The organism is Vibrio sp. RM-41-2B, assembly GCF_024744415.1.
GTDB classification, from domain to species: domain Bacteria; phylum Pseudomonadota; class Gammaproteobacteria; order Enterobacterales; family Vibrionaceae; genus Vibrio; species Vibrio diabolicus.
In genome coordinates this window covers 51360-68683 of the sequence record NZ_JAMQWD010000032.1, presented here as the reverse complement: position 1 = coordinate 68683, position 17324 = coordinate 51360, and the positions used below count along the sequence as shown (strand labels likewise).

General features: G+C 45.4%; 16 protein-coding genes. 14 read left to right on the top strand and 2 right to left on the bottom strand.

The features are described from left to right. Window positions 1–33: 33 nt before the first annotated feature. Window positions 34–1506 (bottom strand): aminoacyl-histidine dipeptidase, encoded by a 1473-nt coding sequence (locus NB463_RS16485; protein ID WP_047010161.1) that lies wholly within the window; start codon window positions 1504–1506, stop codon window positions 34–36. A gap of 1024 nt (window positions 1507–2530) precedes the next feature. Here NB463_RS16485 and NB463_RS16480 point away from each other — a divergent pair. The 14 genes from NB463_RS16480 to pgpA all read left to right on the top strand — a co-directional run bounded on the left by NB463_RS16480 (window position 2531) and on the right by pgpA (window position 15408). Beyond that, window positions 2531–3820, top strand: coding sequence for an NCS2 family permease (locus tag NB463_RS16480; RefSeq protein WP_258431810.1), 1290 nt, complete (start codon window positions 2531–2533; stop codon window positions 3818–3820). Window positions 3821–4084: 264 nt separating this feature from the next. Further along, window positions 4085–4549 (top strand): oxytetracycline resistance phosphoribosyltransferase domain-containing protein Tet(34), encoded by a 465-nt coding sequence (gene tet(34) / locus NB463_RS16475; protein ID WP_005391418.1) that lies wholly within the window; start codon window positions 4085–4087, stop codon window positions 4547–4549. A gap of 91 nt (window positions 4550–4640) precedes the next feature. Beyond that, window positions 4641–5888 (top strand): esterase FrsA, encoded by a 1248-nt coding sequence (gene frsA / locus NB463_RS16470; protein ID WP_005391416.1) that lies wholly within the window; start codon window positions 4641–4643, stop codon window positions 5886–5888. Window positions 5889–6003: 115 nt separating this feature from the next. Further along, entirely contained in the window at window positions 6004–6393 is a 390-nt protein-coding gene (gene crl, locus NB463_RS16465; protein ID WP_005391414.1) for a sigma factor-binding protein Crl, read from the top strand. A 121-nt stretch (window positions 6394–6514) separates the two neighbouring features. Then, window positions 6515–7654, top strand: a complete 1140-nt coding sequence (gene proB, locus NB463_RS16460; RefSeq protein ID WP_145474374.1) for a glutamate 5-kinase — start codon at window positions 6515–6517, stop codon at window positions 7652–7654. Between the two features lie 17 nt (window positions 7655–7671). Beyond that, a complete protein-coding gene (locus NB463_RS16455) occupies window positions 7672–8922 on the top strand; it encodes a glutamate-5-semialdehyde dehydrogenase (RefSeq protein ID WP_257082781.1) in 1251 nt (416 codons plus the stop codon). Between the two features lie 206 nt (window positions 8923–9128). Continuing rightward, window positions 9129–9578, top strand: a complete 450-nt coding sequence (gene nrdR / locus NB463_RS16450; RefSeq protein WP_005381578.1) for a transcriptional regulator NrdR — start codon at window positions 9129–9131, stop codon at window positions 9576–9578. 7 nt (window positions 9579–9585) lie between these two features. Next, complete coding sequence (ribD, locus tag NB463_RS16445) at window positions 9586–10713, top strand: bifunctional diaminohydroxyphosphoribosylaminopyrimidine deaminase/5-amino-6-(5-phosphoribosylamino)uracil reductase RibD (protein WP_258431807.1); 1128 nt, start codon at window positions 9586–9588, stop codon at window positions 10711–10713. A gap of 8 nt (window positions 10714–10721) precedes the next feature. Next, window positions 10722–11375, top strand: a complete 654-nt coding sequence (locus NB463_RS16440) for a riboflavin synthase (protein ID WP_258431806.1) — start codon at window positions 10722–10724, stop codon at window positions 11373–11375. Window positions 11376–11549: 174 nt separating this feature from the next. Beyond that, a complete protein-coding gene (gene ribBA, locus NB463_RS16435; RefSeq protein ID WP_114323819.1) occupies window positions 11550–12659 on the top strand; it encodes a bifunctional 3,4-dihydroxy-2-butanone-4-phosphate synthase/GTP cyclohydrolase II in 1110 nt (369 codons plus the stop codon). Window positions 12660–12828: 169 nt separating this feature from the next. Continuing rightward, window positions 12829–13299, top strand: coding sequence for a 6,7-dimethyl-8-ribityllumazine synthase (gene ribH / locus NB463_RS16430; RefSeq protein ID WP_005381572.1), 471 nt, complete (start codon window positions 12829–12831; stop codon window positions 13297–13299). Then, entirely contained in the window at window positions 13299–13766 is a 468-nt protein-coding gene (gene nusB, locus NB463_RS16425; RefSeq protein WP_005381571.1) for a transcription antitermination factor NusB, read from the top strand. Before ribH ends, nusB begins: the two co-directional genes overlap by 1 nt. A 78-nt stretch (window positions 13767–13844) precedes the next feature. Then, window positions 13845–14810, top strand: coding sequence for a thiamine-phosphate kinase (gene thiL, locus NB463_RS16420; RefSeq protein WP_005381570.1), 966 nt, complete (start codon window positions 13845–13847; stop codon window positions 14808–14810). Between the two features lie 91 nt (window positions 14811–14901). Then, window positions 14902–15408, top strand: coding sequence for a phosphatidylglycerophosphatase A (gene pgpA / locus NB463_RS16415; protein WP_213886771.1), 507 nt, complete (start codon window positions 14902–14904; stop codon window positions 15406–15408). 46 nt (window positions 15409–15454) lie between these two features. Here the strand turns inward: pgpA and dxs are convergent, their stop codons facing one another. Further along, window positions 15455–17320 (bottom strand): 1-deoxy-D-xylulose-5-phosphate synthase, encoded by a 1866-nt coding sequence (gene dxs / locus NB463_RS16410; protein ID WP_047010153.1) that lies wholly within the window; start codon window positions 17318–17320, stop codon window positions 15455–15457. Window positions 17321–17324 lie beyond the last annotated feature (4 nt).

Here is a 17324-nt window from a genome sequence, read left to right as displayed (position 1 = left end):
GTAAAGCACCCTTTGTCGTTTTTCGTGGTTGAATTACGCTTTCTCTGGAATTGCCTCTAGAAGCGCTACCATTTGGTCCCAGTACAGCTGAACGGTATCAATCTTCACTTTCTCATCTGGTGAGTGAGGGAATTTAATTGTTGGACCGAAAGACACCATATCCATGTGTGGGTATGGTTCTTTAAACAGGCCACACTCAAGACCAGCATGGATGACCATGATGTTCGGCTTATGACCGTAAATGCCTTCATACATATCACGGAAAATTGCCATGATCTCGGAATCTGCATCTGGCTTCCAGCCAGGGTAAGCTCCTGAGAACTGAATTTGTGCGCCTGCTAATTCAGCAATTGAACGTAGCATACTCTCAACTTGGCTGCGGCCAGAGTCAATCAAAGAGCGAATCAGACACAGAACTGTCACCTTGTTTTCTTCAGTAGTGATCACGCCAACGTTCAGTGACGTTTCGACCACACCTTCAATTTCGTCGCTCATGCGCATGACGCCATTTTGGCATGCGTTAAGTGCGGCAATGAAGCGTTGCTGATCGGCGATTGAAAATACTTGCGCGTCAGTAGCGAGCAATTCATTAAAGGTTACGATACCTGTTTCGATTTTACCCAGTTCAGTTTTAAGCAGCTCAGTGTAGTGGTTGAACAGCTCAGCAAGCTTGTCTTGGTTTTCAGCAGGAAGCGCGACAGTGACAAACGCTTCGCGAGGGATTGCATTACGTAAGCTACCACCACGGAATTCTACCAAACGTAAATCAAGCTCTTGCGCATGACCCGCGAGGAAACGACCAAGTAATTTGTTGGCATTGCCGCGACCTGTGTGAATGTCACAACCTGAGTGACCACCTTTTAGGCCTTTCAGCGTCAGTTGGCGTGTTACGAAACCTGCAGGTGTTGTTTCTCGAGAAATATCGAAAGTCATGGTGCCATCAACACCACCGGCGCAACCCATGTAGACTTCGCCTTCTTGTTCAGAGTCTGTGTTTAGAAGGATCTCACCTTCTAACCAACCAGCCTCAAGACCAAATGCGCCAGTCATGCCTGCTTCTTCATCAATCGTAAGCAGAACTTCGAGTGGACCGTGCTTAATGTCTTTAGATGCCAATACAGCAAGGCAAGAAGCCATACCAATCCCGTTATCTGCACCAAGCGTCGTGCCTTTCGCCGTTACCCATTCGCCATCGATGTAAGGTTGGATTGGATCTTTGGTGAAGTCGTGTTCGGTGTCTTCGTTTTTCTGCGGCACCATGTCGATGTGTGCTTGAAGTACAACAGCCTTCTTATTTTCCATTCCAGGTGTCGCGGGCTTTTTGATGAACACGTTACCGGTTGGATCACGGCGAACGTCAAAGCCTTGCTCTGTTGCCCAGTTGATAATGTACTGTGCTAATGCTTCTTCATGTTTAGATGGGTGAGGGATAGAACAAATCTTATCGAAAAACTGCCAAAGTGGAGCAGGTGATAAGGTACTGATCTCAGAATGGAACTCAGACACGGAGGACTCCTTTTGATGTGCTTTGCCAAATATATACCGTAAAAATATTGTCAAAATAGCATTAAATGCTAGACGATTTGGCTTCAAATTGCCGTTTAGCATACCACCAGATAAGGAGTACGAGTAGTCGCGTGCACAAGGATTTCTCTCAGAACTGTCACAGTTTGTGAACACAATAACAGGCACTATGTGTTCTTTATCATACATTCTGAAAGTGGCTTTATTTTTTAATTCACAAAACTGTAATTTAATTACATTTAAACTTTGATGAAGGTCAATTTATACATTTTTTGTGATTTCAATCACTAAAATGCTTGTAATTAAATTTCTTGGTGGTATATTTGTAACCAGCTTCTGAGAGAAGAATGAAATGCTCAAAGGATGAGTCCGTTTTATCGCCTCCAAGGAACTGAGAAATCAACGAATGTTTAATTGATTTAAAAGGTGATAGTTATGAAAGGTTTACCAAGTACAATGTTCTGGAATAGCAAGTCTGTTTACACCGGCAACTTTGTATACCCAACAAGCTTTGGCTACTAAGTGAAGTCAACGCATGTGACTCGAACAGTTTGTTCACCCCTATAAATTGGAATTTTTTTTCAGTGATAGTGCTGACATGATTCGCCGCCACCCAAATTGGGTGGCGTTTTTTTATCTCCACTTTCTCTTTCTGACACATTTTCTGCCATCAAGGCTGGATTCTATTCTCCGTTCTTCAGTTTTATCGATTTTCCCGTCAAATCCACCTAGATATGACGCTTAAAACGCCCAGTTTCTATTTGAAAGTTTAGTACATTGTTCAGTTTTTATTCTGTTGTTGGGTTCTGAGCGATAATTATTAATTGTTGTTTTACAAGAATATATTTCCTGTTTTGCTTTTAAAAATTAGCGAATGGGTTTCATATCCAAAGAAAAAAATCGCATTAGAGTGAAGATTCTATCTAGAATTTGCTATTTGATAACTTTATAATTCCCGCCAATCGATTACGCAACCGTTTACTTTTTACCTTTACAGGATTCGATCATGCTCGAGAGGCTTTTTAAGCTCAGTGACAATGGCACAAATGTGCGCACTGAGATCATTGCAGGTGTTACCACCTTCCTAACTATGGCTTACATTATTTTTGTAAACCCAGCGATCCTGTCGGATACCGGTATGGACCGTGGTGCCATTTTTGTTGCAACTTGTCTTGCGGCCGCTATCGGCTGTTTCATCATGGGATTTGTTGCCAACTACCCAATTGCACAAGCACCAGGAATGGGGCTGAACGCATTTTTCACTTACTCTGTTGTGTTGGGAATGGGCTATACGTGGCAAGTTGCGTTAGCGGCGGTGTTTGTTTCAGGCCTGCTGTTTATTCTTTTGAGTATATTTAAGATCCGTGAGTGGATTATTAACTCGATCCCGCATTCTCTTCGAACTGGTATTTCAGCCGGTATCGGTCTTTTCTTAGCATTTATCGCATTAAAAAATGCAGGCATCGTCGTTGATAACCCTGCGACATTAGTTTCTATGGGAGACATCACATCATTGCCATCTGTATTGGCTGCAATTGGTTTCTTCCTTACTATCGCGCTTGTTCACCGTGGTGTGAAAGGTGCGGTGATGATCGCCATTCTTGGTGTTACAGCGCTTGGCCTTCTATTTGGTGATGTGCAGTGGAGCGGCATTATGTCTATGCCACCAAGCATTGCACCCACTTTCATGCAACTGGATTTCTCTGGCTTGTTTGAAGTTGGCATGATTTCCGTTGTGTTCGCTTTCCTATTTGTCGATTTGTTTGATACCGCAGGTACGCTAGTTGGTGTTTCTCAAAAAGCAGGCCTCACGGATGAGAATGGCAACATCCCGCGTTTAAACAAAGCGTTACTTGCAGACTCAACAGCAACGTCAGTAGGTGCACTACTTGGTACCTCAAACACCACATCTTACATTGAGAGTGTTTCTGGTGTGGCGGCTGGTGGTCGTACTGGTCTAACAGCAGTGGTTGTTGGTGTGCTCTTCCTACTTGCTCTATTGTTTTCACCACTAGCAGGAATGATCCCTGCTTATGCAACATCGGGCGCTCTGTTCTATGTCGCGATTTTGATGCTGTCTGGGCTGGTAAGCATTGATTGGCGTGACCTAACGGAAGCATCACCAGTTGTTGTGACTTGTTTGGTAATGCCATTAACGTTCTCGATTGCAGAGGGTATTACGTTAGGCTTTATCGCGTACTCGGCGATCAAATTATTCAGCGGCAAGGGCCGTGAAGTGTCGATGAGTGTGTGGGTGATGTCTGCCATCTTCATCGTCAAATACCTCGTCGGTTAATTTCTCGAGCAAAAAGCCAGTGTGGATTTATTCACGCTGGCTTTTTCTATTTTCACGTTGTTCACTTAAGACGGTTTTTCTGCGGAATAGGCAGAGAATTTTGATATCACCGTTGGTATTAGCGGTGTGTTTCGGTAGAATAATCGTTTGCGCAGCTTGAAATCCTCATCTCCATACGTTTTGGAGAGGTCAGTGAGCATTCCGCTTTTGAGTGAGTTCGCTAGATTTTGAGGATGCATATTTTCAAATTATTAGGTTATTACAATGAGTAAAAAATTCATTATCACTTGGGATGCAATGCAGACTTACTGCCGTGAACTGGCTGAAAAACAAATGCCAGCTGAGCAATGGAAAGGGATTTGGGCGGTAAGCCGCGGTGGTTTGGTTCCTGGCGCTATCTTGGCTCGTGAACTGGGTATTCGTTACGTTGATACAATCTGTATTTCAAGCTACGACCATGATCATCAGCGCGATATGACGGTACTAAAAGCACCTGAAGGCGATGGTGAGGGTTACCTAATCGTTGAAGACCTAGTAGACAGTGGTGATACGGCGCGCAAACTACGTGAGATGTATCCAAAAGCGAAGATGATCGCTGTGTGTGCAAAACCTTCAGGCAAAGCGTTGCTAGATGATTATGTGGTAGATATCGCGCAAGACACTTGGATTGAACAACCTTGGGATATGTCAATCCAGTACGCTGAGCCTGTAAACCGCAAGCAAAAATAAACGCTATTAAAGAATATTGAGAAATGCCCCTGTATAGGGGCTTTTTTTTTATTATTATAACAACTCATGCTAATAGCCTAAGGTTCTTCCTATGTCTGAAGACGTCAGTAAAAATCTTTCCGAAACTTTGTTCGTGAAACATAAGCAAGCAAAAGAAACCTCTGCGCTTACCCAGTACATGCCGACCAGTCAAAAAATACTTGATGAGCGAGAGGCGCAGGGTGATCGTGCTTGGTATCGTCATTTGCGCCGCTTGCAATGGGCTTGGCAAGGGTTGTCTCCGATAGAGATGGAAGGTGTGCTTTCTAAAATCGCTTCTTCTTCCCACTCTCGAACCAATGATGATTGGTTAGACACCGTAATGGGATACCACAACGGCAACTGGACATTTGAGTGGATTAAGCTCGGCATGGAGCATCAGAAGCGTTCAAATGAAATGCAAGGTGAGGAGGCCGCCGATGAACTCTTCACTGCTTCTTTGTGTTTTAGTATCGCAGGCTACCCACATCTGAAGAATGATAATTTGGCCTTGCAGGCTCAAGTGCTGGCAAACAAAGCGTACTCTGACGGCGCAGAGAAGACCAAGTACACCATCAAGCAAATTGAAGTGCCTTACCAAAATCGCAAAATCATCGCGAACCTTCATTTGCCAAGAACCGACAAACAACTGCCTGTGGTGATGGTGAGCGCTGGTCTCGATACGTTACAAACCGACATGTGGCGTTTGTTCCGCAATCATCTTGCACCACGAGATATTGCGATGTTGACGGTTGACATGCCTTCGGTAGGGCACAGTTCTCATTGGCCTTTGACGGAGAACTCAAGCTGTCTGCACCAAGCGGTACTAAATGAGCTGTATTCATTGCCTTGGGTGGATCATCACAAAGTGGGGTTAGTTGGATTTCGTTTTGGTGGTAATGCCATGATCCGACTCTCTTTTGTTGAGCAAGAGAAGATCAAAGCTTGTGTAGCCCTCGGCGCACCCGTACATGATATTTTTACTTCCCCTGAGAAGCTGCAAAAAATGCCGAAGATGTACTTAGATCTTTTGGCTTCTCGCTTAGGGAAAAGCGCGGTTGATATTAATAGCATGGCGGGCCAGATGATGGCCTGGTCATTGAAGGTTCAGGGCTTCTTGAGCAGTAGAAAAACCAAAGTACCTATTTTAGCTTTGAGCCTTGAAGGCGATCCGGTGTCTCCACACAGTGATAACCAACTCGTCGCGCTGTTTAGCCAGTATGGCAGAGCGAAAAAAATCAGTTCCAAAACGATTACAAAAGGATATGAGCAATCCCTCGATTTAGCCATAAAGTGGCTAGAAGATGAATTATTAGGGTGACAATTCTCCTAAATTAGTTAAAAGTGATATATCTGAGCAAAAAATAAGCTCATGATAATTAAAAATAATAATCATTCTTGGGTGTTTACTTTTAACTATGAAAACGGAGATTCATATGTCAGAGACGACTCAGGGCCCGACTCACTTTCGCTTGATGTCAAAGTTGAAGGCGATAGGGCCTTACCTGCGCGAACCACAATCGCAAGAAGGGCGCTATTATTTTGATTGTCTATCTGTTTGTGTAGACGACAAAAAATCGCCTGAGAAGCGAGAATTTTGGGGCTGGTGGATGGATTTAGAATCCATCGAAGGAGGCTTTACTGCCAAATATCATATCGGCAAGTACAACAAAGAAGGGCAATGGGTATCTGAAGCCCTGCCTAAAAAAGCGGTAGAGGAAGTGTATCTGACGCAGAGCACATTCCATCAAAAGCTGGTTGATACTTTAGAAGAACACTTCAAATTAGAAGTCGAATATCACACGGAGTCTTTCGATTTCGCTTAATTTGGTTGTTTTCATTTAATACCAAACAAAAAGGTGCGAAAACGCACCTTTTCTCTTGTTAATTCCCTCTTTGATTGTTAAAACATCCTCTCTTTATTTGTTTTTCACTTCAGAAGACATCATGACAACGAATCAACAAAATGCAGTTGTTTCACAACCACAAACTGTCGTTGTGAAACTGGGTACAAGTGTGCTGACAGGCGGCACTCTGGCACTCGACCGTGCTCACATGGTTGAGTTAGCGCGCCAGTGTGCTGAGCTTAAAAAACAAGGCCATTCAGTGGTAATGGTTTCGTCTGGTGCTATTGCAGCAGGCCGTGAGCATCTTGGTTACCCCGCATTGCCCAACGAGATGGCGAGTAAACAATTACTTGCGGCGGTGGGGCAAAGTCGCTTGATTCAAACATGGGAGTCTTTGTTTGGTATTTACGGCATCAAGATCGGCCAAATGCTACTAACTCGTGCTGATTTAGAAGATCGCGAGCGATTCCTAAACGCACGTGACACCATCAATGCGCTCGTTGCGAACGATATTATTCCTATCGTAAACGAAAATGATGCCGTTGCGACCAGTGAGATTAAAGTGGGCGATAACGACAACCTTTCCGCTTTGGTGGGCATTTTGTGTGGCGCAGATAAGCTCTTGCTTTTAACTGACCAAAAAGGTCTGTTTACTGCTGACCCTCGTAAAGACCCGAACGCAGAGCTGATCAAGGAAGTAAAAACCATCGATGATACGCTGCGTAAAATCGCAGGAGGAAGTGGTACAACATTGGGTACAGGCGGTATGGCAACGAAGCTGCAAGCCGCAGACATCGCTCGCCGCGCTGGTATCGAGGTTATTATTGCTGCCGGTAGTGCACCGAATGTTATCTTTGACTCTTTGAGCGCAGAGCCACAAGGCACACGCTTCCTACCTTGCGCTGAAGCTTTAGAAAACCGTAAACGCTGGATTCTGGCGGGACCTGCGGCATCGGGCGACATCATTATTGATGATGGTGCGGTAAATGCAGTGGTCGGTAAGGGCAGTAGCTTACTTGCTAAAGGGGTAATCAAAGTAAGTGGTGACTTTGCACGAGGCGAAGTGGCGCGTATAACAAATTCTCACGGTAAGTTGGTGGCTCGTGGCATTAGCGCCTACTCAAGTGATGACCTAACTAAAATTACTGGTAAGCACAGTAAAGATATCATCTCTATTTTGGGTCATGATTATGGCTCTGAGGTGATTCATCGCGATGATTTGGTTGTCATTCAGGAATAGAATTAGAGGGAAGCAAAGTGGATTTAACGAATATGGGTAAAGCTGCTAAAGATGCAGCTTTCGAATTAGCGACAGCGTCAACTGCGCAGAAGAACCAAGCATTAGCCATCATTGCTGATGAGCTAGAAGCAAACTCCGTTGCTATTTTGGCGGCAAACGCTAAAGACATCGAACTTGGCCGTGAAGCGGGTTTAACCGACGCACTGCTTGATCGCCTTTTGCTGAATGAAGAACGATTGACTGCAATTGCGAATGATGTTCGCAACGTCATTAGCTTGAACGATCCTGTAGGCAGCGAAATCGACAGTAAGGTACTGGAAAATGGGATGTCATTGTCTCGCCGCCGCGTACCACTGGGTGTTGTGGGCGTAATTTATGAAGCGCGTCCTAACGTGACTATTGATATTGCGGCGCTGTGCTTGAAAACCGGCAACGCAAGCATTTTGCGTGGCGGCAAAGAGACATTTTTCTCGAATATGGAATTGGTAAAGGTTATTCAGTCTGCGCTAGCAAAGGCGAACCTTCCTGCCGCTTCGGTTCAGTACATTGAAAAGCCAGATCGTGAGCTAGTCTCTCAACTGCTTAAACTGGACGATTACGTCGACATGATCATTCCACGCGGTGGTGCTAGCCTACACAAAATGTGTAAAGAAAACAGCACGATTCCGGTGATTATTGGCGGCTTTGGTATTAGCCATATCTTTGTCGACGAATCCGCTGATCTAGAGAAATCCCTGAATGTGGTTGAGAACTCTAAAGTTCAACGTCCATCTGCGTGTAACTCACTAGATACGCTGCTCGTGCATGAAAAAATTGCAGCACAATTCCTACCAATGATCGTAGAGCGCATGAACGATAAAGTGACGTTCGTGGCAGAGCCAAAAGCAAAAGAACTCATGGAGCAAGCGAAACAAGTTCGCGATGCTGTTGAAGGTGACTTTGATACGGAATGGTTGAGCTACACCCTTGGTGTAAAAGTTGTGTCTGATGTGAAAGATGCAATTGATCATATGCGTGTTCATAACGCGAGCCACTCAGATGCGATCATGACCAATAGTTTGGAAAACTCAGAACTGTTCATTAATTCTGCTGGTTCCGCGGCGGTTTATGTGAATGCTTCAACGCGCTTTACAGACGGTGCGCAATTTGGCCTTGGCGCAGAAGTCGCAGTATCCACGCAAAAGCTACATGCCCGTGGTCCAATGGGCTTAGAAGAGCTAACTAGCTACAAGTGGGTTGGTAAAGCGAATTACTTAGCACGCAGTTAACACATTCAACGAGATCTTGAGTGAAAAAGGGGCCTTTGGGCCCCTTTTTGTTTTGTCTAACATACCAATTCCGCTACACTACATGAGCTTTTATTTCGGTTTGAAAGCGTTATACCCAAATAGCTTTAATAGAGTCCGTATAACCATGAACGCGTGGTTAGCCGTGATTGCTCATGAGGTTATTTGGGTATAGATATGGAGGTGATATGCATTGTCCTTTTTGTTCCGAGAACGATACCAAAGTTATTGATTCCCGTTTAGTGGCTGATGGCCATCAAGTTCGACGTCGCCGTCAGTGCTTGGCGTGTAGCGAGCGTTTCACTACGTTTGAAAGCGCAGAGTTAGTGATGCCTAAAGTGATCAAATCGAATGGTAACCGTGAACCATTTGATGAAGATAAAATGGTTGGCGGTATTCAACGCGCTTTAGAGAAACGCCCAGTGAGTGCTGATTCTATAGAGTTAGCGATCAGTATGATCAAATCACAACTGCGTGCGACGGGTGAGCGAGAGGTTCCGAGTGAAATGATTGGTAATTTAGTCATGGACCAACTCAAAGAGCTCGACAAGGTCGCTTATATCCGTTTCGCCTCAGTTTACCGCAGCTTTGAAGACATTCGCGAGTTTGGCGAAGAGATTGCCCGCCTAGAAGACTGAGTAGCTCATGACTCAACACACTCCTGAAAGAGCGTTTTCTGATTTAGATTTCGCCATGATGTCACGAGCTATTAAGTTAGCGAGACGTGGCATTTATACCACCGCACCAAATCCAAATGTGGGGTGCGTCATCGTTCGTGATGAAGAAATTGTTGGTGAGGGCTATCACCACCGCGCTGGTGAGCCGCATGCCGAAGTGCACGCGATGCGCATGGCGGGTGAAAAAGCAGTTGGTGCAACCGCTTATGTGACGCTCGAACCTTGCTCTCATTACGGCCGTACGCCGCCATGTGCTGAAGGGCTAATTAAAGCCAAAGTGGCACGTGTGGTTTGCGCAATGGTAGACCCAAACCCTAAAGTTGCGGGGCGGGGTATCCAGATGTTGCGTGATGCCGGAGTTGAAGTACAAGTCGGCTTGTTAGAGCAAGATGCCCTTGCCCTTAACCCTGGTTTTATAAAGTACATGCGTACAGGCATGCCGTTTGTTCAATTAAAAATGGCAGCCAGCTTGGATGGGCAAAGCGCGCTCAGTAATGGGCAGAGCCAATGGATCACCTCCCCAGCGGCCCGCCAAGATGTGCAGCGTTATCGAGCAATGAGTGGTGGCATTCTTTCTACTAGCAAAACGGTGATTGATGATAATGCGTCACTCAATGTGCGTTGGGATGACTTACCTACCAGTGTTCAAGCGCAGTATTTACGAGAAGAACTTCGTCAACCAGTACGTGTAATCTTAGACCGTCAGAACCATTTAACGGATGCGCTCAAGCTGTTCCACACCGATGGAGAGCGAGTTATTGTTAGCCCAGATGGAGAATGTATCCCTCAATTGGACAGCGCTGACCACATTGACTTATCAACAACATTAAAGCGTATCTCGGATGAGCACCACATCAATCACTTATGGGTTGAAGCTGGAGCCACGCTAGCGAGTGCGATGATAAAGGCTAATCTTGTAGATGAGCTCATTGTTTACCTTGCGCCAAAACTCATGGGCAGCGATGGTCGGGGGCTTATCGGTGCTTTAGGATTAAGCGCTATGGCTGACGTCATTGATTTAAACATTACAGACGTTCGTATGGTCGGGGTAGACATTCGTATCACCGCCACCATCAAACGTAAAGAACTTAGATAAGAAATAGTATGTTTACAGGAATAGTAGAAGCAGTTGGCAAGTTAGCTGCGATTACGCCGAAGGGTGAAGACATCACCGTCACGGTTGAAACTGGTACGCTTGATATGTCAGACGTTAAGTTAGGCGATAGCATTGCGACCAATGGTGTTTGCTTAACGGTAGTTGACTTCGGAAGCCACTATTACAGTGCTGATCTGTCATTAGAAACCTTGAAGAAAACTGGGTTTGCTGAATACCAAGTGGGCGATAAGGTGAATCTAGAAAAAGCCATGTTACCAACAACGCGATTGGGTGGACATATCGTTTCAGGTCATGTCGATGGGGTTGGTGAAATTGTCGAACGCAATTTAGTTGGCCGCGCGATAGAGTTTTGGGTTGCAATGCCTGCGGAAATTAGCAAGTACGTCGCAGAGAAAGGCTCGATTACCGTTGATGGTATTAGCCTAACTGTCAACGACTTACGTAAAAATGCTTTTAAGCTGACGATCGTTCCTCATACGAGTGAAGAAACTACGATTGACCAGTTTCAAGTGGGACGTAAAGTAAACTTAGAAGTTGATGTACTTGCTCGTTATATGGAGCGTTTACTGCAAGGACAGCAAGAAGATAAGGTCGAGTCTCGTATTTCGATGGACTTTTTACAGCAAAACGGTTTTGCATAAGTCTTGGGAGTGGCTGCGTGAGGCATGCGATAAAGAGCAGACTCACAGAACACCGCGAGATTCATTGACTTGCTTGGTGCAAAGCTCAAACTATTGACCTCACCAGCATTCACTGCAACATGATTTTTTCATTGCTGCCGCAATAACAAATTTAGAATAACGGGAAAACAGACTATGCCAATCAGTACGCCACAAGAAATTATTGATGATATTCGCGCAGGCAAAATGGTCATCCTAATGGATGATGAAGACCGCGAGAATGAAGGTGACTTGATCATGGCTGCCGAGCATATTACGCCGGAAGCCATCAACTTTATGGCAACCTATGGCCGTGGCCTGATTTGTTTAACCATGACCAAAGATCGTTGCGAAAGCCTAGGTCTGCCACCAATGGTGCAAGACAATAATGCGCAATACACAACCAACTTTACCGTTTCTATTGAGGCGGCAGAAGGAGTAACGACGGGTATTTCAGCCGCGGATCGCGCACGTACGGTTCAAGCGGCAGTTGCGCCAAACGCCAAAGCTGCGGATTTGGTGCAGCCTGGTCATATCTTCCCTCTCGCAGCTCAAGACGGCGGTGTACTGACTCGCGCAGGTCACACTGAAGCTGGCTGTGATTTGGCTCGCCTTGCTGGTTTAGAGCCAGCATCGGTTATTGTTGAGATCTTAAATGACGACGGCACCATGGCTCGTCGCCCTGATCTAGAGATCTTTGCAGAGAAGCACGGTATTAAATTGGGCACTATTGCCGACCTAATTGAGTACCGCAATAACACTGAGACAACGATTGAACGTGTGGCAGAGTGCAAGTTACCGACAGAGTTTGGCGAGTTCACGTTAGTCACGTACAAGGACACCATTGATAACCAAGTGCACTACGCAATGTGCAAGGGCGATTTGAAAGAAAAAGCGCCATTGGTTCGCGTTCACCTCCAAGATGTCTTTACTGATTTATTACGTAGCGATCGCAACGCAGAGCGCAGTTGGACATTAGACAAGGCAATGAAACGCATTGGTGAAGAAGGTGGTGTGCTGGTTGTTCTTGGCCATGAAGATTCGACCGATCTACTTATTCATCGGGTGAAGATGTTTGAAGCGCAAGACAAAGGTGAAGCACCAACGCTTGCTAAAAAACAAGGCACGTCTCGCCGTGTTGGCGTTGGTTCACAGATTCTTGCGGATCTCGGTGTACATGATATGCGCCTTCTGTCATCGACCAACAAAAAGTACCACGCGTTAGGTGGTTTTGGTCTGAACGTTGTTGAGTACGTCTGCGAGTAACAACCGAACAATAAGTTCCTAGTCTTTTACGCACTCAATTCGTCAATGGCTAGGAACCGGTAATTTGCCTCCAATTTCCATTAGATATTGCTCACAAATTTGTGCTAGAATCCGGCGATTCTCACTTGATGAACATATTTCACTTATAAATAGAGTTAAAGGAAAGCTTATGAAAGTGATCGAGGGTGGCTTCCCAGCGCCAAATGCAAAAATTGCTATCGTTATTTCTCGTTTCAACAGTTTTATTAACGAAAGCCTACTTTCTGGTGCGATCGATACACTAAAGCGTCACGGACAAGTAAGCGAAGACAACATCACGGTTGTGCGTTGTCCAGGTGCCGTAGAACTACCTCTAGTAGCTCAGCGTGTTGCTAAAACTGGCAAATTCGACGCTATTGTTTCTCTAGGGTCTGTTATTCGCGGTGGAACGCCTCACTTTGACTATGTTTGTAGTGAAATGAACAAAGGTCTAGCACAAGTGTCTATGGAATTCAGCATTCCAGTAGCATTTGGTGTTTTGACTGTTGATACGATCGATCAAGCGATTGAACGCGCAGGAACCAAGGCTGGTAATAAAGGTGCAGAGGCTGCACTAAGCGCACTTGAAATGATTAATGTACTATCTGAAATTGATTCCTAATGGGGGCCAGTGTGAAACCAGCCGCACGTCGTAACGCACGTCAATTCGCTTTACAGGCGATCTACTCATGGCAAATTACTAAAGAGAATGTTGCCAAGATTGAAGAACAGTTTTTGTCTGGCGACAAATACGATGAAGAAGAACTTCATGCATCTGAGCCAGCGCTTGCTGCTCCAGAGACAGACGTAGCTTACTTCCGGGAACTATTAAGCGGTGTTGTACTTAGCCACGCTGAGCTAGATAGCAAAATTCGTCCATACATCTCTCGTCCTATGCAGGATTTAGATATGATGGAACTTGCTCTTCTTCGCCTTGCTATGTACGAGATGACTCGTCGCGAAGATGTTCCTTACAAAGTTGTTATCAATGAAGCGATTGAACTTGCAAAAGTCTTCGCAGCAGAAGATAGCCACAAGTTTGTGAACGGTGTACTTGATAAAGCAGCACCTCACATTCGTAAGAAATAACGATTTCTTCAATGAAAAGGTCAGCACATGCTGACCTTTTTTGTATCAAAAGCTTTTACATCAAAAAGTAAGTGAATTATGTCTGGTGAATTTAATCTGATAGACAAGTACTTCGTCGGTCGTCAGAGCCAACGTAAAGATGTCCATCTAGCCGCTGGTGATGATTGCGCTTTGGTCAAAGCGCCAGCTAATGTTCAGATTGCGATTAGCACGGATACATTGGTAGCTGGAACGCATTTCTTAGCCGACGCGAACCCAGCATGGGTCGCACACAAAGCATTGGCTTCTAACATCAGTGATTTGGCTGCGATGGGCGCAACGCCTGCGTGGGTGAGCTTTGCATTAACGATGCCTGAGCCAGATGAAGAATGGCTTGCACCTTTCTGTGATGCATTTTTCGAACTGGCAGATTACTATGGTATTCAGTTAATAGGCGGTGATACCACCAAAGGGCCATTGTGTCTGACACTAACGGTGCAAGGTTTTGTACCTGAAGACAAAGCGCTCACGCGATCCGGCGCAAAGCCTGGGGATTGGGTATACGTAACGGGAAACCTTGGCGATGCAAAAGCTGGCTTGGATGTGATTCTAGATGACTCTCTGCGCAGCAGAGCCGGCGCGGAAGCATTAGAGCGAGCTCATTACCTTAGTTCTCCGCGTGTGCTTGCTGGACAAGCTCTTGTTGGCTTAGCTTCGTCGGCGATTGATATCTCAGATGGTTTAATCTCTGATATTAAGCACATTTTACAGCGATCTCAGGTTGGGGTGAGTATTGATGTCTCTCAGTTACCGATCTCTTCAGAATTAGTCCAGTTTTTAGATGATAAGATCAGCGCGCAGCAGTATGCTTTAGCAAGTGGCGAAGAATACGAGTTGTGTTTTACCGTGCCGGAGCAAAATCGAGGCTCGTTACAAAGTGCTTTATCTCATACTGGATGTAAGGTCACATGTATTGGTCAAATCCGACCAAATGGAACCTTCGAGCTGCATGATAACAATCAACCACTTGATTGGGACTTAAGTGGCTTCGACCACTTTAAATGATCTGAGCTAAGCTCTAGCCAAGAGCCTGTTACTATTGAGTAACTCGCAGGCATGACGATTGAAACCAAACTAGCAGTATAGGTTTAAGGATATGACCAACCCTCTTTCTCTGATTTCATTAAAGAACCCGTGGCATCTATTGGCGACGGGTTTTGGCAGTGGATTATCCCCGTTTATCCCTGGAACAATGGGCACACTGGCGGCCGTGCCTTTATTTTTGTTGTTGGCACAATTACCATTTACGGCGTATGTCATTGTTGTTCTGATTTCGTGTGTGATCGGCATTCAAATATGCCAAGTGACCTCTGCAGACATGAAAGTACATGATCATGGTTCAATCGTATGGGATGAGTTTGCGGGTTTTTGGATTACGATGAGCATTGTACCTGCACTGAATATTCCACTCACTGAATGGAAGTGGTTGATCACTGGCTTCATCTTGTTTCGTTTTTTCGATATGGTAAAACCTTGGCCAATTGGGTGGCTAGATAAGCGAGTTCACGGTGGGCTGGGTATTATGGTTGATGATATCGTGGCGGGAATTATGGCCGGTGTTGCCCTGTTTCTAGTCGCAAAATACGCAGGCTGGATGAATTAAACGTTGGACATAAAAAAGGGATGCCATGAGCATCCCTTTTTAAATTCTATTTTGCTAAATAATCCAAGATGGATTTTTCAATCCCTTTTGCATCGAGACCAAGCTCTTCATGCAGTTCATCTTGTGTTCCTTGATGAATAAACTCATCTGGTAAACCTAGGTTCAACACAGGTTTAATGATTTTATCTTTCATCATGAACTCAACAACACCAGCACCAGCACCACCCGCGATAACATTTTCTTCTAACGTCACGAGCACGTCATGATCTGCGGCTAGTTGACGAATCAATGCCTCATCGAGCGGCTTCACAAAGCGCATATCAGCAACAGTGGCGTTAAGGTATTCTGCCGCTTCTAGCGCGTTACCCAAGAAAGTACCAAAGTTCAGAATAGCAACTTTTTCACCTTGTCGAACCATGCGTCCTTTACCGATTTCTAAAGCCGTAAACTCAGTTTCGATTTCTACGCCCATCCCGCTACCACGAGGGTATCGAACCGCACTAGGGCCAGTATGTTTATGGCCAGTGTAAAGCATTTGTCGACATTCGTTTTCGTCACTTGGCGCCATGATCACCATGTTCGGAATACAGCGCATAAAGCTTAGATCGAATGCGCCTTGGTGAGTTTGACCATCTGCGCCAACGAGACCTGCGCGGTCGATCGCAAACATCACTGGTAAGTCCATGATCGCGATGTCGTGGATCAATTGGTCATAACCACGTTGCAAGAAAGTCGAATAGATAGCAACGATTGGATGATCGCCCGCAATTGCCATGCCTGTTGCCAGTGTCACTGCGTGCTGCTCAGCAATCGCCACATCAAAGTATTGGTCTGGGTACTCTTTTGAGAAACGAACCATACCCGAGCCTTCGCGCATTGCTGGCGTAATTGCCATTAGCTTAGGATCTTGGGCCGCCATGTCACATAAAAAGTCACCGAAGATCTTTGAGTAAGTTGGCTTACCGCCACTGCTTTTCGGTAGACAGTTATGCGTTGGATCAAATTTAGGAACACCGTGGTAGCCGATAGGATCTTTCTCGGCAGGCTCATAACCTTTGCCTTTCTTGGTCATGATGTGCAGGAATTGAGGGCCTTTGAGCTCACGCATGTTTTTTAGCGTTTTGACGAGTTCATTGACGTCGTGTCCATCAATCGGGCCAATGTAATTAAAGCCGAACTCTTCAAACAGAGTGCCTGGCACTACCATGCCTTTTAGGTGCTCTTCCGTACGGCGAACCAACTCTTTAATAGGTGGAACACCAGACAACACTTTTTTACCGCCTTCACGGATAGAAGTGTACAAGCTGCCAGAAAGTACTTTCGCAAGGTGGTTATTCAGGGCGCCGACGTTTTCTGAAATCGACATTTCGTTGTCGTTCAGAATCACCAACATATCAGGATGAACGTCGCCAGCGTGGTTCATGGCTTCGAATGCCATGCCTGCTGTAATTGCGCCATCACCAATCACACTGACGATTTTACGACCTTTACCTTCTTTTTGTGCGCTGATGGCCATGCCAAGACCTGCACTAATCGATGTCGAAGAGTGGCCGACAGATAAGGTGTCATATTCACTTTCTTCACGCCAAGGGAAAGGGTGTAGACCATCCTTTTGGCGAATTGTTGGCATTTTATCGCGACGTCCGGTGAGGATTTTGTGCGGGTAAGCCTGATGACCAACATCCCAGATCAATTTGTCGATAGGGGTGTTGTAAACATAATGCAGAGCGACAGTTAGCTCTACGGTGCCTAAGCCAGACGCTAAGTGTCCGCTAGATTGGCTCACTGAATTTAGCAGATACGTTCGCAGTTCATCACACAGATTTGGTAATGTTTCTTTCGGAAGAAGACGTAATTCTTCCGGTGTATTTGCTAACGCCAGTGTTGGGTACTTTGAAATATCAAGAGTCATATAA